General features: G+C 73.1%; 23 protein-coding genes, 1 tRNA gene and 2 pseudogenes. 17 read left to right on the top strand and 9 right to left on the bottom strand.

All coding sequences use genetic code 11. The annotated features are described in order from the left end of the window. Positions 1-70 precede the first annotated feature (70 nt). Positions 71-1543, bottom strand: coding sequence for a mycofactocin dehydrogenase MftG (mftG, locus tag LWC33_RS02860; RefSeq protein WP_233302612.1), 1473 nt, complete (start codon positions 1541-1543; stop codon positions 71-73). An 18-nt stretch (positions 1544-1561) separates the two neighbouring features. Here mftG and LWC33_RS02855 point away from each other — a divergent pair, with 18 nt between their 5' ends. From LWC33_RS02855 to LWC33_RS02840, 4 genes are all read left to right on the top strand, one after another. Then, positions 1562-2833, top strand: coding sequence for a M18 family aminopeptidase (locus tag LWC33_RS02855; protein ID WP_233302610.1), 1272 nt, complete (start codon positions 1562-1564; stop codon positions 2831-2833). Positions 2834-2935: 102 nt separating this feature from the next. Continuing rightward, complete coding sequence (locus LWC33_RS02850; RefSeq protein WP_233302609.1) at positions 2936-4270, top strand: MFS transporter; 1335 nt, start codon at positions 2936-2938, stop codon at positions 4268-4270. A 41-nt stretch (positions 4271-4311) separates the two neighbouring features. Then, positions 4312-5730 (top strand): amidase, encoded by a 1419-nt coding sequence (locus LWC33_RS02845; protein WP_233302607.1) that lies wholly within the window; start codon positions 4312-4314, stop codon positions 5728-5730. Positions 5731-5960: 230 nt separating this feature from the next. Continuing rightward, positions 5961-6266 (top strand): YbjQ family protein, encoded by a 306-nt coding sequence (locus LWC33_RS02840; RefSeq protein ID WP_233302605.1) that lies wholly within the window; start codon positions 5961-5963, stop codon positions 6264-6266. On the opposite strand, the gene LWC33_RS02835 is transcribed toward LWC33_RS02840, so the two are convergent. Then, a complete protein-coding gene (locus LWC33_RS02835; RefSeq protein WP_233302602.1) occupies positions 6233-7387 on the bottom strand; it encodes a threonine synthase in 1155 nt (384 codons plus the stop codon). The genes LWC33_RS02840 and LWC33_RS02835 overlap by 34 nt on opposite strands. 259 nt (positions 7388-7646) lie before the next feature. Here LWC33_RS02835 and atpF point away from each other — a divergent pair, with 259 nt between their 5' ends. Then, complete coding sequence (gene atpF / locus LWC33_RS02830) at positions 7647-8213, top strand: F0F1 ATP synthase subunit B (RefSeq protein ID WP_233302601.1); 567 nt, start codon at positions 7647-7649, stop codon at positions 8211-8213. Positions 8214-8282: 69 nt separating this feature from the next. Here atpF and LWC33_RS02825 read toward each other — a convergent pair. Next, positions 8283-8923: pseudogene (locus tag LWC33_RS02825) on the bottom strand (aldo/keto reductase); the annotation flags it as partial. On the opposite strand from LWC33_RS02825, the pseudogene LWC33_RS36415 reads away from it, so the two are divergent. Beyond that, positions 8865-9383: pseudogene (locus LWC33_RS36415) on the top strand (TetR/AcrR family transcriptional regulator); the annotation flags it as partial. The pseudogenes LWC33_RS02825 and LWC33_RS36415 sit on opposite strands and share 59 nt — an antisense overlap. 170 nt (positions 9384-9553) lie before the next feature. Here LWC33_RS36415 and LWC33_RS02815 read toward each other — a convergent pair. Continuing rightward, positions 9554-9641: transfer RNA gene (locus LWC33_RS02815), tRNA-Ser, on the bottom strand. Between the two features lie 39 nt (positions 9642-9680). Then, positions 9681-10172 (bottom strand): MarR family winged helix-turn-helix transcriptional regulator, encoded by a 492-nt coding sequence (locus tag LWC33_RS02810; RefSeq protein ID WP_233302598.1) that lies wholly within the window; start codon positions 10170-10172, stop codon positions 9681-9683. A 184-nt stretch (positions 10173-10356) separates the two neighbouring features. Here LWC33_RS02810 and ypfJ point away from each other — a divergent pair, with 184 nt between their 5' ends. Beyond that, positions 10357-11307: a KPN_02809 family neutral zinc metallopeptidase gene (gene ypfJ / locus LWC33_RS02805; RefSeq protein WP_233302597.1), complete on the top strand. Its 951-nt coding sequence runs from the start codon at positions 10357-10359 to the stop codon at positions 11305-11307. A gap of 9 nt (positions 11308-11316) precedes the next feature. Here ypfJ and LWC33_RS02800 read toward each other — a convergent pair whose 3' ends face one another. Both LWC33_RS02800 and LWC33_RS02795 read right to left on the bottom strand, forming a co-directional pair. After that, on the bottom strand, positions 11317-11628 hold the full coding sequence (locus LWC33_RS02800; protein WP_233302595.1) for a DUF2695 domain-containing protein: 312 nt from the start codon (positions 11626-11628) through the stop codon (positions 11317-11319). A gap of 95 nt (positions 11629-11723) precedes the next feature. After that, the gene (locus tag LWC33_RS02795; RefSeq protein ID WP_233302592.1) at positions 11724-12371 is read right to left on the bottom strand and encodes a GNAT family N-acetyltransferase; all 648 of its coding nucleotides are present in this window, start codon (positions 12369-12371) and stop codon (positions 11724-11726) included. 56 nt (positions 12372-12427) lie between these two features. On the opposite strand from LWC33_RS02795, the gene LWC33_RS02790 reads away from it, so the two are divergent. From LWC33_RS02790 to LWC33_RS02765, 6 genes are all read left to right on the top strand, one after another. Beyond that, positions 12428-13411, top strand: coding sequence for an NAD(P)H-quinone oxidoreductase (locus LWC33_RS02790; protein WP_233302590.1), 984 nt, complete (start codon positions 12428-12430; stop codon positions 13409-13411). 18 nt (positions 13412-13429) lie between these two features. Further along, positions 13430-13996 carry a bacterial proteasome activator family protein gene (locus tag LWC33_RS02785; RefSeq protein ID WP_305080842.1) on the top strand — a complete coding sequence of 189 codons (567 nt, stop codon included), beginning with the start codon at positions 13430-13432 and terminating at the stop codon, positions 13994-13996. A gap of 88 nt (positions 13997-14084) precedes the next feature. After that, on the top strand, positions 14085-14957 hold the full coding sequence (wzm, locus tag LWC33_RS02780) for a galactan export ABC transporter permease subunit Wzm/RfbD (protein ID WP_372476536.1): 873 nt from the start codon (positions 14085-14087) through the stop codon (positions 14955-14957). A gap of 1 nt (position 14958) precedes the next feature. Further along, positions 14959-15765 (top strand): galactan export ABC transporter ATP-binding subunit Wzt/RfbE, encoded by an 807-nt coding sequence (wzt, locus tag LWC33_RS02775; RefSeq protein WP_233302589.1) that lies wholly within the window; start codon positions 14959-14961, stop codon positions 15763-15765. Then, the gene (gene glfT1, locus LWC33_RS02770) at positions 15762-16685 is read left to right on the top strand and encodes a galactofuranosyltransferase GlfT1 (protein WP_233302587.1); all 924 of its coding nucleotides are present in this window, start codon (positions 15762-15764) and stop codon (positions 16683-16685) included. The genes wzt and glfT1 overlap by 4 nt, the downstream gene beginning before the upstream one ends. A gap of 35 nt (positions 16686-16720) precedes the next feature. Continuing rightward, positions 16721-17149 carry a GtrA family protein gene (locus tag LWC33_RS02765; protein ID WP_233302586.1) on the top strand — a complete coding sequence of 143 codons (429 nt, stop codon included), beginning with the start codon at positions 16721-16723 and terminating at the stop codon, positions 17147-17149. 41 nt (positions 17150-17190) lie between these two features. Here LWC33_RS02765 and LWC33_RS02760 read toward each other — a convergent pair whose 3' ends face one another. Beyond that, a complete protein-coding gene (locus LWC33_RS02760) occupies positions 17191-17784 on the bottom strand; it encodes a DUF1707 SHOCT-like domain-containing protein (protein WP_233302584.1) in 594 nt (197 codons plus the stop codon). Then, entirely contained in the window at positions 17781-19031 is a 1251-nt protein-coding gene (locus LWC33_RS02755; protein ID WP_233302582.1) for a hypothetical protein, read from the bottom strand. Before LWC33_RS02755 ends, LWC33_RS02760 begins: the two co-directional genes overlap by 4 nt. Positions 19032-19664: 633 nt before the next feature. On the opposite strand from LWC33_RS02755, the gene LWC33_RS02750 reads away from it, so the two are divergent. From LWC33_RS02750 to LWC33_RS02735, 4 genes are all read left to right on the top strand, one after another. Next, entirely contained in the window at positions 19665-21077 is a 1413-nt protein-coding gene (locus LWC33_RS02750; protein ID WP_233302581.1) for a hypothetical protein, read from the top strand. 65 nt (positions 21078-21142) lie between these two features. Beyond that, positions 21143-22507 carry a decaprenylphosphoryl-beta-D-ribose oxidase gene (gene dprE1, locus LWC33_RS02745; protein ID WP_233302579.1) on the top strand — a complete coding sequence of 455 codons (1365 nt, stop codon included), beginning with the start codon at positions 21143-21145 and terminating at the stop codon, positions 22505-22507. A gap of 31 nt (positions 22508-22538) precedes the next feature. Continuing rightward, entirely contained in the window at positions 22539-23294 is a 756-nt protein-coding gene (gene dprE2 / locus LWC33_RS02740; RefSeq protein WP_233302578.1) for a decaprenylphospho-beta-D-erythro-pentofuranosid-2-ulose 2-reductase, read from the top strand. A 21-nt stretch (positions 23295-23315) separates the two neighbouring features. Beyond that, positions 23316-23969, top strand: coding sequence for a nitroreductase family protein (locus tag LWC33_RS02735; protein ID WP_233302576.1), 654 nt, complete (start codon positions 23316-23318; stop codon positions 23967-23969). Positions 23970-24039 lie beyond the last annotated feature (70 nt).

The raw sequence follows: 24039 nt of genomic DNA, 5'->3' as shown, positions 1-24039 counted from the left end.
TCCTCGGGGTCGGCCCCGCCCCGGTGGCGGGACGTGCACCCGGGCATACGCGCGTCGGCCTGCGCGGGCACTACGTACTTGTGCGTACCGGCCCCGCCAGCAGGTCCGCCGCCCGCTCGCCGACCATCACCGCGCTGGCGGCGGGCCCCCGGCGGGGGACCACGGGGAGCACCGAGGTGTCGGCGACCCGCAGGTTCGTGAAGCCGCGCACGCGCAGGTCGGGGTCCACTACCCGGCCGAGCGCGGCGCTGCCGCAGAGGTGCACCGAGGTGGTGAGCACGTCCCGGATCCAGCCGTCGAGCCGCACGTCGTTGCCCAGCACCCAGCCCTCCGGCGTTGCGCGGTCGAGGTCGGCCGCCCGCAGCAGGTCCGCCGCGATCCGGACGGCGGCGCGCAGCCGTCGTCGATCGGCCTCGGTGCGCAGGTAGCGGTAGTCGAGCAGCGGCGGGGCGAGCGGGTCGGCGGAGGTGATCGTGAGGTCGCCGTGGCTCTCCGGGTGCTGCAGCGCGCACATCAGGTGCACGTCGCCGCCTTCGCTGAACGGCCGCGCGAACAGCAGGACCTCCAGGTCGCCCGCGGGGTCGGAGCCGGAGTCGAGGTGGAGCGCCGCCTGTCCGGCGACGGCGTCGGGGTGCGGGGGCGGGCCGGGCCAGCGGAAGGGCAGGTAGACGCTCGGGTGGTCCGACCATCCCTGCCCGACGGGCAGCTCCGCCCGCACCGGGACACCGGCCTGCTCCAGCACCGGCGCGGGCCCGATCCCGCTGTGCAGCAGCAGGTACGGCGAGCCGACGGCCCCGGCCGCCAGCACGACCTCCGCGGCGCGGATCATCCCCGCCGTCGTCTCGACGCCGAGGGCGCGGTCCTCGTCGAGCAGCACCCGCAGGACCCGGACATCCGCCCGCACGGTCAGGGTCGGTGCCTCCGGCGCGGCGCCCCAGGGCGGCGGGAGGTACGCGGTCGCGGTGCTGATCCGCACCCCCTCGGCGGCGTTCGACGGGATCGGCCCCGCCCCGGGCGGCCCGCCGGCGTTCTTGTCGGGTTCCTCGGGATAGCCGAGCCTGGCGCAGGCCGCGAGGAAGACCGGCGTGACCGGGGCGAGCAGGTTGCCCGCCGGCCGGCGCACCCGCAACGGCCCGGCCCGGCCGTGCCGCGGCCCGCCGACGTCGAGGTCCGCCTCCGAACGCCGGTAGTACGGCAGGACGTCGTCGTAGGACCAGCCGGGGATCCCCCAGTCCGCGAAGTCCTGCGGCACGGCCCGCACGAAGTAGGACCCGTTGATCGCCGAGGAGCCGCCGACCACCCGGCCGCGGGGCACCGAGACCATCCGGCCGCGCACCAGGCGGGCCGTGTACTCCCAGTTCAGCGGGTGCCCGGGCGCGGTGGCGGCGAGCGACGCGGCGCTCGTGACGTCGGGCAGCCGGGAGGCCGGACCCGCCTCGACCAGACAGACCGTGCGGTCGCCGCGCTCGGCCAGCCGCCCGGCCAGCGCGCACCCGGCCGAGCCCGCACCGACCACCACCACGTCGAACCCGGGGTCGGTCACGGTGCGAGGATGCCGCACGTGAGCCCCCGGGACAGCAGTGCCGCGCGCGACCTCGCCGACTTCGTCTCCGCCTCCCCCACCCCGTACCACGCCGTGGCCGAGTCCGTCCGCCGGTTGCGCGAGTCGGGCTTCACCGAGCAGGTCGAGACGGAGGAGTGGGACACCACATCCGGCGGGCGTTTCCTCGTACGCGACGGCACGGTGCTGGCCTGGCACGTCGGCGACGGCGCCCGGCCGGGCTCGCCGCTGCGGATCTTCGCCGCGCACACCGACTCCCCGACCCTGAAGGTCAAGCCGCGGCCGGACACCGGGGCGGCGGGCTGGCGGCAGGTCGGCGTCGAGGTCTACGGCGGTGCGCTGTGGAACTCGTGGCTGGACCGCGACCTCGGGCTGGCGGGCCGGCTCGCGCTGTTCGACGGGACCGTGGTGCCGGTGAACGTCGACCGGCCGCTGCTGCGCGTGCCGCAGCTGGCGATCCACCTGGACCGGCAGGTCAACCAGGGCCTCACCCTCGACTCCCAGCAGCACCTGCTGCCGATCTGGGGCATCGGCGACGTCCGCGAGGGCGACCTCGTCGAGTTCCTCGCCGCCGAGGTCGGGATCGACCCGCGGCAGGTCGCGGCGCACGACCTCGTGGTCCACGACCTCACCCCGCCCGCCCGGCTCGGGCGCGAGGGCGAGCTGCTCGCCTGCCCGCGGCTGGACAACCTGGCGTCGGTGCACGCCGGGCTGGCGGCGCTGCTCGCGGCGTCGCGCTCCAACACCGGCGTGATCCCCGTGTTCGTCGGCTTCGACCACGAGGAGATCGGCAGCGGCACGGCGACGGGTGCGGCGGGCCCGCTCCTCGAGACCCTGCTGACCCGGCTCGCCGGCGGGTTCGACGCCCGGGCGCGCGCGTTCGCGGCGTCGCGCTGCCTCTCGGTGGACGTCACCCACGCGGCGCACCCCAACTACCTGGAGCGACACGACCCGGGGCACCGGAGCATCCCCAACGGCGGGCCGGCGCTCAAGGTCAACGCCAACCAGCGCTACGCCACGGACGCCCCGGGCGCCGCCGCCTGGCGGCGGGCCTGCCTCGGCGCCGGCGTCCCCACCCAGTTCTTCGTCGGCAAGAACACGGTGCCCTGCGGCACCACCGTGGGTCCGATCGTGGCGACTCGGCTCGGGATCCGGACCGTCGACGTCGGCATCCCGGTGCTGTCGATGCACTCGGCGCGCGAGCTGTGCGGCATCGACGACCCCGGACACCTGGCCGCGGCGGGCGCGGCCTTCCTCGCCGACCCGGCATAACGGACCTACCGGTCTCCTGTCACACTTCCGTTTGACGGCGCACCTACCGCGCGTCACCGTCGGCCACGTCTATCCGCGACGACGACGACGGGGAGCAGACCGATGACCAGCACGGTAGGGGGCCCTCGCGACGACGAGGCCATTCGGCGGTCGCAGCGCCGGCGGGCGGTGTTCGCCTCGACCGTCGGCACCACGATCGAGTGGTACGACTTCTTCCTCTACGGGACGGCGGCGGCACTCGTCTTCCCGAAGCTCTTCTTCCCCGGCGAGGACCCCTACGTCGGGATCCTGCTGGCCTTCGGGACGCAGTTCGCCGGGTTCGCGGCGAGGCCGATCGGCGCGGCGATCTTCGGCCACTACGGCGACCGCATCGGTCGCAAGGCCACGCTGATCATCACCCTGCTGCTGATGGGGATCGGTACCGCGCTGATCGGCGTGCTGCCCTCGTACGCCGCGATCGGCCTCGCCGCACCCATCCTGCTGACGATCCTGCGGATCATCCAGGGTGTAGCGGTCGGCGGGGAGTGGGGCGGCTCGGTGCTGCTCGCGATGGAATGGGGTCACGCGAAGCAGCGCGGGTTGATGGCGAGCTGGCCGCAGCTCGGTGTCCCGCTCGGGTTGCTGATCTCCACCGGGCTGGTGCAGCTCATGTCGACGACCACCGGCCCGGCCTTCCTCACCTGGGGCTGGCGGGTGCCGTTCCTGGCGAGCATCGTGCTCGTCGGCGTCGGGCTCTACGTCCGGCTCCGCGTCCTGGAGAGCCCGGAGTTCGCCGAGGTCAAGGCGAAGCAGACCGTGGTGAAGATGCCGGTCGTCGACGCCTTCCGCACGCAGTGGCGGGAGATCCTCAGCTCCGCCTTCGTGCGGCTGTCCGAGCAGGCGCCCTTCTACCTGTTCGTCACGTTCGTGCTCACCTACGGCACCCAGCAGCTGAAGCTGGGGCGTACCGGGCTGCTCAACGACACCCTCGTCGCCGCCGCCATCGGCTTGGTCAGCGTGCCCTTCTTCGGCTGGCTGTCCGACAAGATCGGCCGGAAGATGATGTACGGCATCGGCATCGTGTGCACCGCGCTGTTCGCCTTCCCGTACTTCGGCCTGCTCAACACGCGGGTGGCCGGGCTGGTGCTGCTGGCCATCGTGGTCTCGCTGATCTTCCACGACATGCAGTACGGACCGCAGGCCGCGCTGATCGCCGAGAGCTTCGGCACCAACATCCGCTACAGCGGCGCCGGCATCGGCTACCAGCTCGCGTCGGTGATCGCCGGCGGGCCCGCCCCCCTGATCGCCGCGTACATTCTCAAGAACACGGGGGCCAGCGCCGGGATCGCCTGGTACATCGTCATCTGCTGCGTGATCGCCATGATCGCGTTGGTGCTGATGCCGCGCCGGGCGTCGGTCGACGCAGGGTCGGTGCGGGCCGCCGTCAAGCAGGGGTAGGAGGCGGGCCGCCCCGGTCCGGGGGGATACGGTCCGTGGTCGTGACGGATGTCTGCTTCGAGACCGCCCGCGGCATGGCGGCAGCGCTGCGCCGCAAGGAGATCTCGGCGCGGGAGCTGGTCGCGGCCCACCTCGACCGGATCGAGGCGTGCAACGGGGCGGTCAACGCCGTCGTCACGCTGGTCGCGGAGCGTGCCCTCGCCGAGGCCGGGGCCGCCGACGACCGGCTCGCCGCGGGCGAGCCGGTCGGGCCGCTGCACGGCATCCCGATGGCGCACAAGGACACCCACGCCACCGCCGGGATCCGCACCACCAAGGGCTCGCCGATCCTCGCCGACCAGGTGCCCACGGAGGACGAGCTCGTGATCGAGCGGATCCGCGCGGCCGGCGCGATCACGCTCGGCAAGACCAACGTCCCGGAGTTCGGCGCCGGCTCACACACCTTCAACCCGCTCTTCGGCGTCACCCGCAACCCCTACGACCTGGGCCGCAGCGCCGGAGGCAGCTCCGGGGGCGCCGCGGCCGCGCTGGCGACGGGCATGCACCCGCTCGCCGACGGCAGTGACGTCGGTGGCTCGCTGCGCAACCCGGCCTCGTTCTGCAACGTCGTGGGGCTGCGACCGGCGCCCGGCCGCGTGCCGTCGTACCCCGCCGAGCTGGCCTACTCGACGGTGAACGTGCAGGGACCGATGGCCCGCACGGTCTCCGACGTCGCCCTGCTCCTGTCGGTGATGGCCGGGCCGGACCCGCGCAGCCCGATCGCGATCGAGGAGCCGGGCTCGGTGTTCGCCGCGCCGCTGGACCGGGAGGACCTCACCGGGCTGCGCGTGGCGTGGTCGCCGGACCTGGGCGGGTCGATCCCGGTCGACGCGGCCGTGACCGCAGCGCTGGAGCCTCAGGTGCGGGTGCTGGAGGAGCTCGGCGCCACCGTGGAGCGCGCCGACCCGGACCTGCGCGGGGCCGACGAGGTGTTCCGCACGCTGCGGGCGTGGATCTTCGCGGTGACGATGGGTCCGCTGCTGGCCCGGCACCGCGACCGGATGAAGGCGACACTCGTCGGCAACATCGAGGAGGGGCGCCGGCTCACCGGCGCCGACGTCGCCCGCGCCGAGATCCTGCACTCCGCCCTCTTCCAGCGGATGCGCCGGTTCTACGAGCAGTACGACCTGCTCGCGCTGCCGGTCGCGCAGGTGCCCCCGTTCCCGGTGGAGATGGAGTACCCGACCGAGATCGCGGGCGTCGCGCAGAGCTCCTACCTGGACTGGATGCGCTCGGCCTACCTGATCTCGAGCTTCGGCCACCCGGCGATCTCGGTGCCCGCCGGCTTCACCCCCGACGGGTTGCCGGTCGGGCTCCAGCTGGTGGGCGCGCACCGCGGCGAGGCGGCGCTGCTGCAGGCCGCCCATGCCTTCGAGCAGGCCACCCGCGTCGGCGAACGCAGACCCCCGGCCGTCGGCTGACGTGCGTCGCCCCCGGCGCCCGTGGGGCGCCGGGGGCGGCGAGAGACGCGTCAGCTCCCCCTGACGCGGTGGCCTTCGAGCCCGATGCGGGAGCTTCCGGGCTCACGACCAGCATGAACCCGTGCTGGAGCCCGCACCAGATGGGAAATGTGCGTACACAACTTTGGGGAGGAAGACGGCGCTAGGGTGACCGTCGATCCTTCAGGGGGGCCATGATGTTGATCACCACCATGAACGACGTGCCGGGGCACCGGATCACGCAGGTCCACGGCGAGGTGTTCGGGCTCACGGTGCGCTCGCGCAACGTGGGCTCGCAGCTCGGCGCGGCCTTCAAGTCGCTGGCCGGCGGCGAGCTCAAGGGCATGACGAAGAACCTCGAGTCCAGCCGCCAGGAGGCGATCGACCGGCTCACCCGGGCCGCCGAGGCGCACGGGGCCAACGCCGTGGTCGCGATGCGCTTCGACACCACGGAGATGGGCGACACCTGGTCCGAGGTGTGCGCCTACGGCACCGCCTGCTCGGTGGAACCCGCCTGAAGCAGCTCCGCGACGGCGTCGGTGGCCTTGAGCGCCGAGCCGGTCAGCACGGCGACGACCCGCTCGCCGGACCGGAGTGCGCCGCGGGCCCGGAACGCGCGGATCGCGGGAAGGACCTGCGCGCTCGTCGGCTCGGCGTAGAGGCCGCGACGGGCGAGGGCGAGTGTCGCCGGACCGATCTCCTCCTCCGGGACGGCCACCAGCGCGCCCCCGGAGACCCGCACCGCCGTGAGCACCTCACGGTCCCGCACCGGCAGCGCGATCGCCGTGCCCTCGGCGATCGTGCGGGACCAGGTGGCGGGCGCGACGGCGTCCTCCCCCGCCTCGAAGGCCGCGACGAGCGGGCTGCAGCGCTGCGGCTGCGCGACCAGCAGCCGGGGCCGGCGGTCGATGGCGCCGGACGCCATTAGCTCGCCGAAGCCGAGGTGGCAGCCCAGCACGAGGCTCCCGGCGCCGCACGGGAGCACGACGGCGTCGGGCGCGGCGAAGCCGAGGTCCTCCCAGATCTCATAGGCCAGCAGCTTGGTGCCCTGCAGGAAGAACGGGTGCCAGTTGTGGCTGGCGTAGAAGACCTCGGCGGAGCGGCGGACGGCCTCGTCGGCGGTCGCCTGCCGGGTGCCCGGGACGAGCTCGACGCTCGCCCCGTGCGCGCGGCTCTGCCGGATCTTGGCGGGTGAGGTGGACTCCGGAGCGAGGATCGTCGCCGCGATCCCGGCCGCCGCGGCGTAGGCGGCGACGGACGACCCGCCGTTGCCGCTGCTGTCCTCGAGGATCGCCGGCACACCCTGGGCGCGCAGCAGCGAGAGCATCACGGAGCTGCCGCGGTCCTTGAAGCTGGCGGTGGGGTTGAACCACTCGAGCTTCAGCCCGAGGTCCAGGTCGTCCCCGCCGTCCCCGTCCTCGATGCGGAGGGGCACCAGGGGGGTCGTGCCCTCGCCGAGGGTCACGGGCTCGAGCGGGAGCGGGAGGGCAGCGGCGTAGCGCCACTGCGACCGTACGGTCGGGACGACCTGCTCGCGGGTGATGCCCGGCAGCGGCTCGACCATCAACGGGGAGCCGTCGTCGCCGCACCAGCGCGGCTCGTCGAGCGGGTAGCGGCGACCGGACCTGTCGAGGAGCATCGCCTGTCATCCTCGCGCACCGGGCCGAGGTCGGCACGGGACCCGTCGGACACCGCTCGCCCGCGACATCGGCAGGGAGCAGACCGTGCGCGGGCCGGGTGGGAGAACACACCGGAGGGGTGCGTGCCGGCCTCATCCGTACCCGGTTCGTGATGGCGCGGGCCCCATCGGGCAACATGACGTCGTACCTGCGTCCACGACCTCAGGGGGCCGCATGTCATCGCAGGGCTCGGGTCGGCACTCGGCCGTGGCGACGGTCGTGTCCGCCATCGTGACGGTCGCGCTGCTCGCCCTGCTGGTGTTCGTGATCACCGGGTTCGGCGCCCCGCTGGGTGCCGGCCTCACCGAGGTGATCGTCGGCCTGGGCTGCTTGGGGCTCCTCTACTTCCTGCTGACGAAGCTGGTCTTCCCGCAGTTCGAGAGGCTCTACGCCGAGCGCGAGGACCGGACCGAGGGCGGTCTCGCCCGTGCCGAGGAGACCCGCGCCCAGGCGATGGAGCTCGAGAAACAGCACGAGGACCAGCTCGCCGACGCCCGCGCCGAGGCCGCGCGCATCCGCGACGCCGCCCGCTCCGAGGGCTCCGAGGTGAAGGCCGAGCTGCGGGCGCAGGCCGAGCAGGACGCCGCCGCCATCCGCGCCCGCGCCGCCGAGGAGATCGCCACGCAGCGGGCCACCGCGGCGCAGGCCCTGCACGCCGACCTGGGCGCGCTGTCGACGCAGATGGCCCAGCGGATCCTGGGCAGCATGCTGCCAGCCCGCGGCTCCTCCGCGATCGACCGCCACCTGGCCGAGCTGCAGGGCTCGCAGCGCTCCGCCACGAACTGAGCCTCAAAGGAGATCGACCCGCTAGGCGGGAGCGAACCCGGGGACCCGGTCCCTGATCCGCTGCATCTCCCGGTCGCTGTCGGAGGTGAGCGCGGTGTAGAGCAGGTCCGCGTACCCGCCGTCCGTCTCGGCCCGGGTCGTCGATCGGGCGGCGCCCCAGGAGCGGGCCAACCGGCCTCGCGCGAGCGGGCTCCAGATGATCGCGCCCACGCCCTCGTCGCGGCACAGCGGGATCATCTCGCGTTCTTCCTCACGGGCCAGCAGGTTGTAGTGGTTCTGCATGGAGACGAAGCGGGCCCATCCCCGCTGCCGCTGCAGATGCAGGGCCTTGCGAACTCCCAGGCGTGCATCGACGAGGCACCCGGGTAACGCACCTTGCCGGCCTTGACCACGTCGTGCAGTGCTTCGAGGGTCTCCTCCAGCGGTGTCGTGTGGTCGTTGCGGTGCACCTGGTAGAGGTCGATGTAGTCGGTGCCGAGCCGCTGCAGGCGGTGGTCCACCTCCATCATGATCGCCTTGCGGGACAGTCCCTTCCCGTTCGGTCCCGACCGCATCGGATGGCGCAGTTTGGTGGCGATCACGATGTCGTCGCGATTCGCGAAATCCTTCAGGGCGCGGCCGAGGATCTCCTCATTGGAGCCGTTCGAGTACATGTTGGCGGTGTCGAAGAAGTTCATGCCGGCTTCGAGGGCGTGCTTGATGAGCGGGCGGCAGGCCCTCGCCGAGAACGGCGACACCTCGATGAGCCAGATCGCCCAACGGGCGGGTGTGGGGCCGGGCACCCTGTACCGGAACTTCCCGACCCGCCAAGCACTCGTCCTCGCCGTCTACCAGCTCGAGGTCGACCGGCTCGTCGACTCCGTGCCGGGCCTCCTGGCAGCCCATCCGCCCCTGGAGGCGCTCCGACGATGGACCACCGACCTCGTCGATGCCATGCGGAGGAAACACGGGCTCGGCGATGCGCTCAGCCCCGGCGGGCACCAGTCGATCGCCGAGCAGACCTACGGTCCGGTGATCGCCGCCATCTCACAGCTCCTCGAGGCGGGCCGCCGCGACGGCTCCGTCCGTCCCGACGCGGACCCCCGCGACTTCCTCCAGCTGACGGGAGCGCTCTGGAGGGCTTCGACAGGCCCGGAGGACCGCTCACAACCCATGCTCGGACTGATCCTCGACGGGCTGAGCAGCCCTCGGCGTCGACAGCGCTCGGCGTCGTCAGACCCTCGGTGTCGCCGGCCCTCGGCGTCGTCACCGCGAGGCGTCCGTGTCCGTCGACCGTGCGTCTCCGGCGTGCCGTCCACGCTTCGATGCAGCGAGGGAAGATCGGTGACCGAGTCCCGACCTGGCGGAAGCGGAGGGATTCGAACCCCCGGACACTCTCGTGTCTCTCGCTTTCAAGGCGAGTGCATTCGGCCGCTCTGCCACGCTTCCGTCGGGCAGCCTAGCGGCTGCTTCTGGGGCCGGCCGCCGCTACGAGCACTCCCGCAGGCCGGCGGCGACGCGCTCCATGAAGACGGCGGCCTGCGCACGCTCCTCGGCGTCGAGCAGGTCGACGACGTACTTGCGCACGCCGGTGACGTGGGTCGGTGCGGCGGCGACGAGCCGGTCGTGGCCGTGCGGGGTGAGGCAGGCGAAGATGCCGCGGCCGTCGGACACGTCGCCGTCCCGGCGGACCAGGCCCGCCTTCTCCATCCGCGAGATCTGGTGCGACAGCCGGGACTTCGACAGGGCCAGCACCTCCGCGAGCGCGCTCATCCGCATCCGATGATTGTCCTGTTCGGACAGCATGACGAGCACGCCGTAGTCGCCGTGGGAGAGGCCGTGGCCCTCCTGCAGGTCCCGGTTGAGCCGGTTCTCCAGCAGCGTCGAGGACAGGATCCAGGCCCGCCAGAAGCGCTGCTCGCTCTCGTCCAGCCACGGGGTGGAGGACGACTCCGGCACTTCCGCCGCGTGATCCGTCACAGCTGCGCACCCTACTGGGGGACCTCGGACCGGCGGTTCCGCCGCCGCGTGCGGGACGACCCCGTACGCCGTGACGCGCCGAGCTTCCGGGGACCGCGCGTGGTGTCGCCCGCCTCGACCCGGTGTGGTGGGATCTCGTCGTCGGTCCGCGGGTCGCCCGCCGGGCCCCGGGGGAGGAGCACGGATGCGGTTCGACGAGAACGCGGACCTGGACACGTCGAACATCGACGACCTGCGTGGGTCCCGCGGAGGCGGCGGGGGTGGCGGGGCACTGGGCGGCCGGGTCGCCCTCGGCGGCGGCGGGCTCGGGATCGTGGGCCTGATCCTCTACTTCGTGCTCTCCTCCCTGGGCGGGGGCGGCGGCACCTCGGGTGGGTTCGCGCTGCCGGGCGGGCTGTCCGGGCTCTCCTCCGGCCAGACCGCCGACAACACGCAGATCGCCCAGAGCTGTCGCACCGGCGCCGACGCCAACTCCAACCTCGACTGCGAGGTGACCGCGGTGGTCAACTCGCTCGACGGCTACTGGTCCGACGCCTTCGCCCGCTCGGGCCAGACCTACCGCGCGCCTCGCACCAACTTCTTCTCCGGCCAGGTCAGCACCGGCGGCTGCGGCAGCGCGACCTCCGACGTGGGGCCCTTCTACTGCCCGAGCGACTCCGAGGTCTACATCGACCTCTCCTTCTTCCAGGAGCTGGAGCAGCGGTTCGGTGCACAGGGCGGCCCCTTCGCCCGCGCGTACGTGATCGCGCACGAGTACGGGCACCACATCCAGAACCTCCTCGGCACCAACCGCCAGGTCCGCTCGGGCGACAGCGGCCCGACCTCCGGCTCGGTGCGGCTGGAGCTGCAGGCCGACTGCTACGCCGGGGTGTGGGGCAAGCACGCCACCACGACCCCGACGTCCTCGGGCCGCCCGCTGATCACGGACGTGACCAAGGCCGACGTGGCCGCCGCCCTCGACACCGCATCCCGCATCGGCGACGACTACATCCAGAGCAACCTCGGCGGCGGACGCGTCGACCAGAGCCAGTTCACGCACGGCACCTCGGCGCAGCGCGAGAAGTGGTTCACCACCGGCTACAGCACCGGCGACCCGGCCCGCTGCGACACGTTCAGCACCAACACCCTGGGCTGAGCCCGGCGGTCACTCCCGCTCCACCACCTCCAGCGCCTCGCAGTCGCACCGGGCGCCCAGGGCCCGCAGACCGCCCTCCAGCGGGTCCCACGGGACGCGGTGCGCGCGGGCCCACCGCCGCGTCTCGCGCAGCGAGCCGTCGCAACAGCGCAGGGCCAGGCAGGCGGCGAGCCGGCTGCGCAGTGCCGCGACGTGCTCGACGCACATGCCCAGCACCACGCAGACGACGCGTTGCCAGGCGGAGGCGGGAGGGGCGTCGGCGGACCTGCGCTCCGGGAGGGAGGTCCGGTCGGGCTCGGGGTCACGGCCGTGTGTGGTCATGGCCGCACGGTCGGCCGCGGCACCGACGCTCCCGGCGGTCCGGGCCGGGACCGCGGCCGAGTTGTCCACAGGATCTCCGGCCTGTGGACAACTCCTCACGCCGCGCCGAGCAGTCCGGCAAGCTCCGGCCCGTGCCCCTCGACGACCAGCTCCCACCCCGGCCGCACGAACCGCTCCGCGGTCAGCCGCAGCCGCACGTTCTCCACCGGCTCCCCGCGCGGCGCCACGACCGAGATCCCGTCGCGCACGTACCCGAGCTTCTCCGACACCCGCAGCGAGGCCGCGTTGTCGGCGAACGCGTCGGACCGGGCGTGCCGGGCGCGGAGATGGTCGAACGCGTAGCCGAGGACCGCCGCGCGCATCTCCGTCCCGAACCCGTGGCCCTGGTGCTCGCGGCCCAGCCACGAGCCGGAGTCCACCTCGCGGCGGGCGGCGAACTGCGTGGTCGTCAGGCTCTGCACCCCGATCACCCGGCCCGCGTGCCGCACGAGGAAGTGCAGCGCCCACGCCTCCGGCGCGAACCGGGCCCGCTCCGACCAGAAGTACTGCAACGTCCCGCGGCCCATGTACCGCGGGTCGGCGTCCGTCCACGCCACGAGGAAGGGCATCCGCTCCGGCGGGTGGATCCCCGCATAGGCGACCTCGACCAGCTCGGCCAGGCCGGCGTCGTCGTCGGGGCGGAGCTCGAGCCGCGGGGTGCGCAGGACGAGATCGCGCTGCGGCCAGTGCCGGACCGTTCCCATGGCGCACCAGCCTGCCGGACTGCGTCCGGGGCCACGACGGAATAGCGTCCAGGGCCATGTACGCGATCAGGGTGGCGGAGCCGGGCGGCCCGGAGAACATGCGGTGGACCGAGGTCGACGACCCGGAGCCCGGGCCCGGCGAGGTGCTGCTCGACGTCGTCGCCACGGCGGTCAACCGGGCCGACCTGCTGCAGCGGCAGGGCAACTACCCGCCGCCGCCCGGGGCGTCGGACATCCTCGGGCTGGAGTGCTCCGGGCGGATCGCCGCCCTCGGCGAGGGCGTCACCGGCTGGTCGGTCGGCGAGGAGGTCTGCGCCCTGCTGGCCGGCGGCGGGTACGCGCAGAAGGTGGTGGTACCGGCGCCCCAGCTGCTTCCGCAGCCCGAGGGCGTGGACCTGGTGACCGCCGGGAGCCTGCCCGAGGTGGCGTGCACGGTGTGGTCCAACGTCGTCGACCGGGCGGGACTCGCGCAGGGCGAGATCTTCCTGATCCAGGGCGGCAGCAGCGGCATCGGCACCCACGCCATCCAGGTGGCGAAGGCGCTGGGCGCCCGGGTCGCCGCCACGGCCAACCCGGCCCGGTTCGACGTCTGCCGTGAGCTGGGCGCCGACATCGTGATCGACTACGACGCCGACGTGCCGGAGGAGCTGAAGAAGGCGACGGACGGGCACGGGGCCGACGTCATCCTCGACAACATGGGCGCCAAGGGGCTCAAGGCGAACCTGGCCGCCCTCGCCGCCGACGGCAGGCTGATGATCATCGGCATGCAGGGCGGGGTGAAGGCGGAGATCAACATCGGCGCGCTGCTGGCCAAGCGGGGCAGCGTCACCGCGATGGGGCTGCGCGGGCGTCCGGTCGAGGGCCCGAACAGCAAGGCCGCGGTGGTCGGCGGGGTGCGCGAGCAGACCTGGCCGATGTTCGGCGACGGGCGCGTCAAGCCGGTCGTGCACGCCCGTTTCCCCCTGTCGCAGGCCGCCGAGGCGCACCGCACGTTGGGGGCCGGCGGCGTGGTGGGCAAGCTGCTGCTGGTCGCCGAGTAGGCGGGCATGATGGGGGCCATGACGGCACCAGAGGACAACGACGGCCAGCAGCAGGTCATGGTGATCGGGCCCGACGGGCGCCCGGTCGGCATGGCCAGCGTGCCGCAGTCGGAGATCCGGCAGGCCGACGGCGACGACGGTGAGCAGAGTGGGATCGGCAGCATGGTCGAGCAGCCGGCCAAGGTGATGCGGATCGGCACCATGATCAAGCAGCTGCTCGAGGAGGTGCGCGCCGCACCGCTCGACGAGGCCTCCCGGGCCCGGCTCCGCGAGATCCACGAGAACTCGATCAAGGAGCTCGAGGAGGGCCTGGCCCCGGAGCTGCGCGAGGAGCTGCACCGGCTGTCGCTGCCGTTCACCGACGACGCGACCCCGAGCGAGGGTGAGCTGCGCATCGCCCAGGCCCAGCTGGTGGGCTGGCTGGAGGGTCTGTTCCACGGCATCCAGACGGCGTTGTTCGCCCAGCAGATGGCCGCACGGGCGCAGCTGGAGCAGATGCGCCGCGGGCTGCCGCCGGGCATCGGCGGCCAGATGCCGGGTCAGGTGCCGGAAGGCGGCGGGCGCGGCACCGGCCAGTACCTCTGACGGCCACCTCCCGACTCTTGTCCGCGCAGGTCGCGACCGGTGGCCCACCGCTCGCGGCCGGACGTTCACCCGTCGGTACCCTCGTCGGGTGGCCGTGACCGTGGACGACAGCACTGCCGGGCGGGCGCGCCCGGTGATCGCCGACGCGCCCGGCTCGCGGAGCTGGGCGCGCGCCTTCGGCGACCTGCGCCAGGGCTGGCACCAGCGAGCCCTCTGGGGGCACCTGGGCTGGCAGGACATCAAGCAGCGTTACCGGCGTTCCGTCCTCGGCCCGCTGTGGATCAGCATCAGCATGGGCGTGATCGCCCTCGGCCTGGGGCTGCTCTACTCGCTCCTGTTCCAGGTCCCGCTCGCGGAGTTCCTGCCGCACGTGGCAGTCGGGCTGCTGATCTGGAACTTCGTCTCCGGCTGCATCCTCGAGGGCAGCGAGGTGTTCATCGCCAACGAGGGGCTGATCAAGTTCCTCCCGGCGCCGCTGTCCCTGCACGTCTACCGGCTGGTCTGGCGGCAGACGCTGTTCTTCCTGCACAACATGGTCATCTGGGTCATCCTGATGATCGTCTTCCCGCACCCGCTGGGCTGGTCGCTGCTGCTCGCGATCCCCGCGTTCTTCCTGCTGGCGATCAACGGCGGGTGGATCGCCATCCTGTCGGGCATCCTCGCCACCCGGTTCCGCGACATCCCGCCGATCATCGGCAGCGTCGTGCAGCTGGTCTTCTACCTCACGCCGATCGTGTGGTCGGTGGACTTCCTCAGCAACAACCCGTCGGTGCAGGAGCGCGCCCGGCTGGTCGAGCTGAACCCGGTCTTCCACTTCCTCGAGATCCTGCGCCGGCCGCTGCTGGGCCAGGAGACGGTGTGGCGGTACTGGTACGTGGTCCTGGCGATCACGGTCGTGGGCTGGACCGTCGGCCTGGTCTGCATGCGCAACTACCGGGCCCGCGTGGCGTACTGGGTGTGAGATGAACGAGCCGAGCATCGACCTCGACGCCGCCTGCGTCGACTTCCCCATCTTCGACGCCAAGACGCGGTCGCTGAAGAAGTCCGTCCTCGGCCGCGCGGGCGGCCGGATCGGCACCGAGGCGAAGGTGCCGATCATCGAGGCGCTGCGGGACATCACGATCGCGCTGCGCAAGGGCGATCGGGTCGCGCTCGTCGGGCACAACGGCGCCGGCAAGTCCACGCTGTTGCGGCTGATGTCCGGCATCTACGAGCCCACCCGCGGCCGGGCCGCCGTGCGCGGCAAGGTCGCGCCCATCTTCGACCTCGCCGTCGGGATGGACCCGGAGATCTCCGGCCTGGAGAACATCATCATCCGTGGCCTGTTCCTCGGGATGACCCGCAAGGAGATGGAGTCCCGGGTCGACGACATCGCCGAGTTCACCGAGCTCGGCGACTACCTGTCGATGCCGCTGCGCACCTACTCCACGGGCATGCGGGTGCGGCTCGCGCTCGGCGTCGTGACCAGCATCGACCCGGAGATCCTGCTGCTCGACGAGGGCATCGGCGCGGTCGACGCCGAGTTCCTGGCCAAGGCCCGCGACCGGCTCAACGAGCTGGTCGAGCGCTCCGGCATCCTCGTGTTCGCGTCGCACTCGGACGAGTTCCTCGCCGACCTCTGCGACACCGCGATCTGGATGGAGCACGGCACGATCCACGAGTTCGGGCCGCTGCGCGACGTGCTGCACCACTACAAGGGTCGCGACGTCCTCGCCGACCACCCGGTCCACGGCCTGCACAAGCCGGCCCACGAGGACGCCGCCTCGTGAGCGAGCCGCTCCCGCAGGGCTCGGTCGTCGCCGTCGTCGTCACCCGCCACCGCAGTGAGCTGCTGGTCGACTCGCTGGCCGCACTGGCCAAGCAGACCCACCCGATCGCGCACCTCGTCGTCGTCGACAACGGGCCGGACCGGCCCGCGCGCGAGGTCGTCGAGGCCTGCGGGCTGCCGGCCACCTGGCTGCCCTCCTGGCACAACCTCGGCGGGGCCGGCGGCTTCGCCCTGGGCATCCTGCAGGCGCTCGCGATGGGCGCGGACTGGGTCTGGCTGGGCGACGACGACGGGCACGCCGGCGACGAGTCCGCCCTCGCCACCCTCCTCGACCTGGCCGAACGGCGCGGGCTCGCCGCCGTCTCGCCGGTCGTCGCGGACAAGGCGGAGCCGGACCGGCTGGCCTTCCCGCTGCGCCGCGGCCTGACCTGGCACCGGACCCGCCCCGCGCTGCTCGCCGCGGACCCGGACGGCGACCAGGAGCTGCTGCCGGGCATCGCGTCGTTCTTCAACGGGGCGCTGTTCCGGGCCTCGACGCTCGACGTCGTGGGCGTGCCGGACCTGCGGCTGTTCGTCCGCGGCGACGAGGTGGAGACCCACCGCCGGATGGTGCGCTCCGGGCTGCCCTTCGGCACCGCGCTGCAGGCCACCTACCTGCACCCGCAGGGCGGCGAGGAGTTCAAGCCGATGCTCGGCGGGCGGCTGCACGCACAGGACCCGGAGGACCCGACCAAGCGGTACTACACCTACCGCAACCGCGGGTTCCTCATGAGCCAGCCGGGGATGCGCCGCATCGGGGCGCTGGAGCTGCCCCGGTTCGCCTGGTACTTCCTCGTCACGAAGAAGGACCCGCGCGGGTTCCGGGACTGGCTGCGGCTGCTCAACCAGGGCCGCGCCGAGCGCTTCCACCGCGCCCCCTGAGCGCCGGCCGGGGCGTGCGTCGCTACCCTCGACGCGTGACCGCGACCGAGCCCGAGGCCACCCCCGCCCCCGTCGGCCACGGACTCGTGGGCCAGCTGGTCCGGTTCGGGGTGGTCGGCGTGCTGTCCGCCGCCGTCGACTTCGGGATCTACCACCTGCTGCTCTCGCTCGACGCGCCCACCTGGCTCGCCCGCGCGATCAGCTTCATCTGCGGCACCACCACGGCCTACCTGCTGAACAAGCGGTTCACCTTCGGCGACGCCGCGGGCGGCCGCGGCCGGCTGGCCGGGTTCGTGCTGCTCTACGCCACGACCTTCGGCATCGCGGTGGGCGTGAACGCCTTGGCGCTGTACCTGCTGCCCGAGATCGGGTTCAAGGCGTCGATCGCCTGGGTCATCTCGCAGGGCACCGCCACCGCGATCAACTTCGTGATGCTGCGGACGGTGGTGTTCCGGGCCCGCTGAGGCCCGTCACCACGGCGTGCGACCGACCCCGCCCGCGGCGGTCAGAAGCTGTAGTTGCCCAGGCGGTAGCGACGCCGGACGATCACCGACCCCATGCCCGCGCGGCCGTAGACCCGGAAGTGCGGGGCACCCCGGCGGGCCGCGGCCGACACCTTGCTGCGGATCGTGCCCATGCCGGCGACCAGGCCGTCGACATCCGCGGTCGCGTTGTCCGGCACCAGCAGCCGGGCCGAACCCGCGCCGAGCTCCAGCTCGACCTCGATCACCGGATGGGTCAGCTCGGCGTCGGTGAAGTCGAGCAGCACAGAACCCATCGTGCTGTGGACGCGCAGCCGCGCGGGCACGACCCAGCGACCGGTGCGGCGCAGCGTGCCCATCCCCGTCCGCAGCACCATCGGCGGACCGACCGGGGTGGACAACGCGGTGGGCTGCATGACGTCGAGCGGCTCGCCGGGCAGGTCCGCGAGCGGCGGGACCAGGTCGGAGGCGTAGCGCGCCGCATACACCGCCCCGAGCCGCTCCTCGAGCTCGGCGACCGTGATCCGGCCCTCGCCCAGCGCCGTGTGGAGGCGGGCCGCGGCCCGCTCCCGGTCGGCGTCGGAGATCCGGATCTCCGGGCGGGGTGGAACGGTCACCTCTGCAGGGTAGCGGCCAACGGGAAGGCCCATGCCCCGTCCAGCGGGACGCCCTCGGATCCGGTGACCCGGCGGGTCCAGTCGAGGACCGGGGCCGGGTCGCGGCCCGGCTGTGGCACGACGAGGACCACGGTCACGCCCGTCGCGCGCAGGTCGCGGGTGGCGGCGTCGGGATCCGGCGGGGCGGCCAGCCCCTGCCAGTCCCCGGCGAGCGCCGCGCCGGCCTGGTAGCGGTTCCACGGGGACTCGAGCAGCACCGCGTGCTCCGCGTCGGAGCCGAGGAAGTAGCCGCCGGTGACGCGGTAGCCGAAGCCCGACGCGATCTGCGCGCGGAGCGGGTCCGCGCCGCCGTACCAGTCGCTGGTGATCCGGGGCCACGTCTCCACCACCTGCCCGGCGAGCTGTGGGAAGGCCGGCGCGGACGCGGAGGTGGTGCGCTGGGCGTCGGCCGGGAGCCAGGAGGCCGCGGCCAGGATCGCGACCAGCGCGACGGGCCGCGGGAAGCGGTCGAGCGCGAGGCCGGCCAGGACGGCGACCGCCAACGTGACCACCACCTGCAGGCGGACGGGCTCGATCTCGCCGAGCAGGGGCACGCCCTGCAGGGCCCGCCACGGCAGCGGGACACCGGTCGGCTCCGCGGCCACGAACAGCTGCGGCCCGAGCGCGAGCAGCCAGGCGACGGCGCCGACCGTCGCGGCGACGCGGGCCGCGGTCCCGCACGTCCACACGGCCAGCAGGACCAGCACCAGGACCGCCACGCCCAGGTACCCGCCCTGTTCCCCGAGGTTGCCCTGCATCTCGGCCGGGGCCGGCACCGGCCGGATCACGGTGAGCCATGTGGGGGCGACCGTATTGGCGAGGTCGGCGCTGCCGTACTCGGGTGAACGCAGGGGGCCGTGCGGGCGTGCGGGTCCGGCGAGGACCAGATAGATCGCGTAGCCGGCGATGAGGGCGAACACGACGACGCAGGCCGTCCCGGCCTTCAGTAGCCCGGGAACCCGGTCGGCGGCGCGGCCCGGGTGCCGCGCGGCCAGCACCACCCCGAGCACGACCAGCATCAGGACGCCGATCGCGAGCGTCTGGGTGTAGAGCCAGGCCTGCAGCGCCAGGGCGAGCCCGGTCAGGGCGCCGAGCAGCCAGGGCCGGCGGAGGTCCCGCACGAACAGCCGGTGGGCCAGGGCGAGGAGGACCGGGGGCAGCACCGCCCAGACGAGGTTGAGGTGCCCGGCCTGGAGGTGGGCGAGCATGAACGGGAGAAGGCGTAGAGCGCACCGGCGGACACACGCGCGGCGGGCGACCGCACGATCCCGGTGAGCGCGGCCGCGGCGGCCAGCCCGGAGACGACCGGTCCGAGGACCATCCCGACGTTGAACGCCGCCGTCGGACCCGCCGTGAGCGTGACCGGCGCCAGGAGCACACCGAGCAGCGGGACGGCCGTGTTCCACAGCGCGTTGACCCCGACCGGGTAGTGCTGCAGGTCGGTGACCAGCGGGTTCACGCCGTCGGCCAGCGCGTGCGCGGTGTGGGCGAGCCACCAGGTGAAGCCGGTGGGGTCGGTCGACACCCGCCCGACGGCGCTGCCGGCGAGGTCGCCGAGGACGCGGCGTTGGAGGAGCAGCGAGATCCCGAGGTAGATCAGGGCCGCGAGCCCGAGCCACCTGCGCCCCTCCCCCGCCACCCGCACTGCGGCGGCCGACGCGGAACGGGGAGGGGCGGACACGGGCCGCAGGGTGGCACAGAGGTGCTGTAGCGGCCGCAGCGACTTCACGCCGCACCGGCTTCACGAGGCCTCACCCCGCTCACAGCTCGAGCGCAACCGCGTACCGGCACGCGGTGCCGACCTGCCGAGCTGTCGGGCCCCGTTCTGCAAAACTTCCGGGATGACGGGCGCGCGCAACCGCTTCCTCGATCTCGGGCAGATCAATGCCCCCGCGCCCTGGGAGGTGCCGGACGAGCCACCCCGGCTGCCTCCGGTGTCGATCGCACCGGTCGCGGAGCTGATCGCAGTCGCTGAAGCGAGTCCCGTGTGCCGGCGGCTGATCGGCCTGGTCGAGTGGGTCGGGACGGGTGTCCCGCTCGACCCGAGGGGCCGACTGGATGCGACGCGAGCGCGGGAGGTGGAGCAGGCGCTGAGCCTCCAGGACGAGGCCGGACCCGGCGCGTGCGGGGTCGACCTGCTCCTGCGGTGGGCACGAGCGGCGGGTCTGCTCCGCACTCTCAAGGGCCGGCTGGTCCCGGTGAAGGGCCGGGCCGCGCTCCGCCACCGACCCCTCGAGCTCTGGCAGCACGTCCTCGACTCCTTCGCCCGGATCGCCGACGCCCGCGACGGCCATCCCCGCTTCCAGCCCACGTTGTGGTGGTACTGGCCGACGATGCAGGAGCTGGTGGAGCTGACGCTCTACACAGCCGGCGGCGGGCCGGTCCCGGTCGAGATGCTGACCGAGGTGACGCTCGAGGCCCCGGTGGGGATGCTCGGCTTCACCCCCTGGGCCGGTCTTGCCGGCAGGGACCGCGAGGACTGGCACGCGGCGCTGCTCGACGCGCTGGGCCTGGCTGAGGCGCTCGGCGCCGTCCGTCTCGGACCGGCGCCCGACCGGGAGCACGAGGAGAAGATCCGCGAGCTGACCGGTCGTCGCGACGCCGATCTCCGGGTCGCCGCGCTGACCCCGTTGGGCCTGTGGGCGGTCAACAACCGGCTCGTCGAGCAAGGCGTCGTGGCGCCGGTCGTCGAGGACATGGTCCGCTCGTCGCTCGCCGCCCTGCTCCGGTCGCTCGACGACGCCTCGCCGGAGACGATCGAGGCCGCCCTCGCGGGCTGGATCGGCCACCGTGGGGCCGCCCGGGCCGCCCGGGAAGCGGCGAAGGCCCTCGACGAGCCCGGCGTCACACCCGGCGACCGAGCCATCGTGCTCGAGGTGTTCGCCGAGACCGGCGAGCACGGCATCGAGGCAGCGAGGGACGCGCGCACTCGCGGCGGGATCGGCGGCGCAGCGGCCGCCGCGTGGCTTCTCCGCGAGCGACCGGGCGGGCCGCCGGCGGCGGGGCCGACGACCGAGCTCACCGCGGCCGAGGCTCGGCTGGCCGCCGCGGACACGTTCTGTGCGCTGGCCGAGACCGGTGCCGTCGAGATCGCGTTCGAGAGCCTGCCGCTGGCCGATCAGCTCGATCTGCTCGGCGAGAGCGTGCGCAGCGGCCACCCGGACCTCGCGTGGCTGCTCGACGCCGTGGCCGAGGCACCGGTGCACCGGAAGCTGGCGAAACTGGCACGAAAGGAGCGGTTCCGGCTCGGATGACCGCGGCCGCCAGGGCGGGGTGCCGACTCCGACGGCACGCCGTTGCGTCGGTAGCCTGGCTCCCGATGACCAGCCCAGCCAGCGAGACCCGGACCCTGCACGGGTGGGGGCGCACGGCGCCCACCGTGGCCACGGTGATCACGCCCCGGACGCCGGAGGAGGTCGCCGCCGCGGTGAAGGCCGCGGGGCGCCGCGGGATCATCGCCCGCGGCCTCGGCCGGTCCTACGGCGACCCGGCGCAGAACGCCGGCGGCACCGTGCTCGACATGACCGGGCTCGCCCGGATCCACACGATCGACGCCGACTCCGGCGTCGTCGACCTCGACGCCGGCGTCTCGCTCGACACACTCATGCGCCGCGCGCTGCCCTTCGGCCTGTGGGTGCCGGTCCTGCCCGGGACCCGGCAGGTCACCATCGGCGGAGCGATCGGCGCGGACATCCACGGCAAGGCGCACCACGTCGTCGGCTCCTTCGGCAACCACGTCGAGGCCATGACGATCGTGCTGGCCGACGGCTCGACCCGCGAGCTCACACCCGAGGGGCCGGACGCCGAACTGTTCTGGGCCACCGTCGGCGGGATGGGTCTGACCGGTGTGATCGTGCGGGCGCGGCTGAAGCTGCACCACGTCGAGACCGCCTACTTCAAGGTCGACACCGAGCAGATCGACAACCTGGCCGACCTCATGGACCGCCAGACCCGGGACGACGAGAAGTACGCCGAGTCGGTCTCCTGGTTCGACGCCGTCACCACCGGTGAGCACTTCGGCCGCGGCCTGCTGACGAGGGCGAACCACGCGACGCTCGCGGACCTCACGCCCAAGCAGCGCCGCGACCCGCTGAAGTTCGACGCCCCGCAACTGCTGACCGTGCCCGACGTGTTCCCGCCCGGGATGCTCAACCGCGTCACCGGCAGGCTGTTCAGCGAGCTCTGGTACCGAAAGTCCCCCACCAAGCTGGGCGCGATCCAGAACATCACCCAGTTCCTGCACCCGCTCGACATCGCGGGCGAGTGGAACCGCGGGTACGGGCCGCACGGCTTCCTGCAGTACCAGTTCGTGGTGCCGCTGGAGCGCGGTGACGTGATCCGCACGGTGCTGGAGCGGATGACCGAGGCCGGGCAGGTCTCGGCACTCAACGTGCTCAAGCGGTTCGGCGAGGGCAACCGCGCCCCGCTGTCCTTCCCCAAGCCCGGCTGGACGCTCTGCGTCGACATCCCGATCGGGCCCGGCCTGAACGAGCTCTGCGAGGATCTCGACCGGATCGTGCTCGACGCCGGTGGCCGGCACTACCTGGCCAAGGAGTCCCGGACCACGCCGGAGGCCATCCGGCGCGGCTACCCGCGGCTCGAGGAGTGGCGCACGGTGCGCGCCGCCGTCGACCCTGCGGGCGTCTTCGCCTCCGACCTCGCACGACGACTGGAGCTCATCTGATGATCGACACCCGGAACGAGCGGAGCGAGTCGTGATCGACGCCGTGGGCAACCCGCAGAGCATCCTGCTGCTGGGCGGGACCTCCGAGATCGGGCTCGCCGCGGTCGAGGCCTTCGCCTCGGACCGGCCCATGCGGGTCGTGCTGGCCGCGCGGCCGTCGCAGCGGCTGACGGACGCCAAGGCCCGGCTCGAGGCCAGGGGCTGCGCCGTCGAGACGCTCGACTTCGACGCGAAGGCGCTCGACACCCACGCCTCCGTGGTCGAGAAGGCCTTCGCCGAGGGCGACGTCGACGTGGCGATCGTGGCGTTCGGCCTGCTCGGGGACAACGAGGAGGCCTGGACGGACGGCGCCAAGGCCGTCGAGCTGGCGCAGGTCAACTACACCGCGGCCGTCTCCGTCGGGGTGGCGCTCGGCGACCGGCTGAAGCAGCAGGGCCACGGCTCGCTGGTGGCGCTGTCCTCGGTCGCGGGCGAGCGGGCGCGCCGGTCGAACTTCGTCTACGGCTCCACCAAGGCGGGGCTCGACGCCTTCTACACCGGTCTCACCGAGGCGCTGCGGCCCTTCGGCGTCACGGTGACCGTGGTCCGGCCCGGGTTCGTGCACACCAAGATGACCGAGGGCCTCAAGCCTGCCCCGCTGTCGACCACCCCGGAGGCGGTCGCGGAGGTCATCGTCCACGCGGTGCGGACCAAGCAGGAGCTGGTGTGGGCACCCGCCCCGCTGCGCTTCGTGATGTCGGCGCTGCGGCACGTCCCGCGTCCGGTCTTCCGTAGGCTGCCGCTGTAGCGGCGATCTAGAGTCGGGGACATGGCAGAGCTGCTCCCGCTGGACCCCGATCAACTGCTCAGCACCACGCGTTCGGTGCGCAAGCGCCTGGACCTGGAGCGCCCGGTGCCGCTCGACGTCATCCGCGAGTCGCTCGCGGTGGCGCTGCAGGCGCCGAGCGGCAGCAACAAGCAGGGCTGGCACTGGATCGTGGTGACCGACCCGGCCAAGCGGAAGGTCGTCGCCGATCACTACGCGCGGTCGTTCGACCTGTACCGCAACTCGGCGGGTTACGCGGCCAACGACACGTCGGGCGACGCCGGCCGCGAGGCCACGCAGAAGCGCGTCGCGTCGAGCGCGGAGTACCTGGCCGAGGTGATGGCCGAGGTCCCGGTGCTGGTGATCGGCGCGATCGAGACCGGCACCGAGGAACTGCCCGCGGGCAACCAGGCCGGGCTGTGGGGCTCGCTCCTGCCGGCCGCCTGGAGCCTGCAGCTCGCCCTGCGCGCCCGTGGGCTCGGGAGCGCCTGGACGACGCTGCACCTCCGCTACGAGAAGGAGGTCGCCGAGGCGCTCGGCATCCCGGCGACCGTCAAGCAGGGTGTGTTGTTGCCGGTCGCCTACACGAAGGGCACCGACTTCAAGCCGGCACCGCGTCAGCCCCTCGACGAGGTGCTGCACGTGGACGGATGGTGAGCGGGCGGCCGACCCGGGCGCTGAGCACTGTCACCTCCCGGCCGGATCAAGCGGGCTTCACGCCGAGGAA

It is taken from the genome of Pseudonocardia terrae (assembly GCF_021343995.1).
GTDB classification, from domain to species: domain Bacteria; phylum Actinomycetota; class Actinomycetes; order Mycobacteriales; family Pseudonocardiaceae; genus Pseudonocardia; species Pseudonocardia terrae.
The sequence above is the reverse complement of the archived record's forward strand: the minus strand, read 5'-3'. Positions and strand labels throughout refer to the sequence as shown.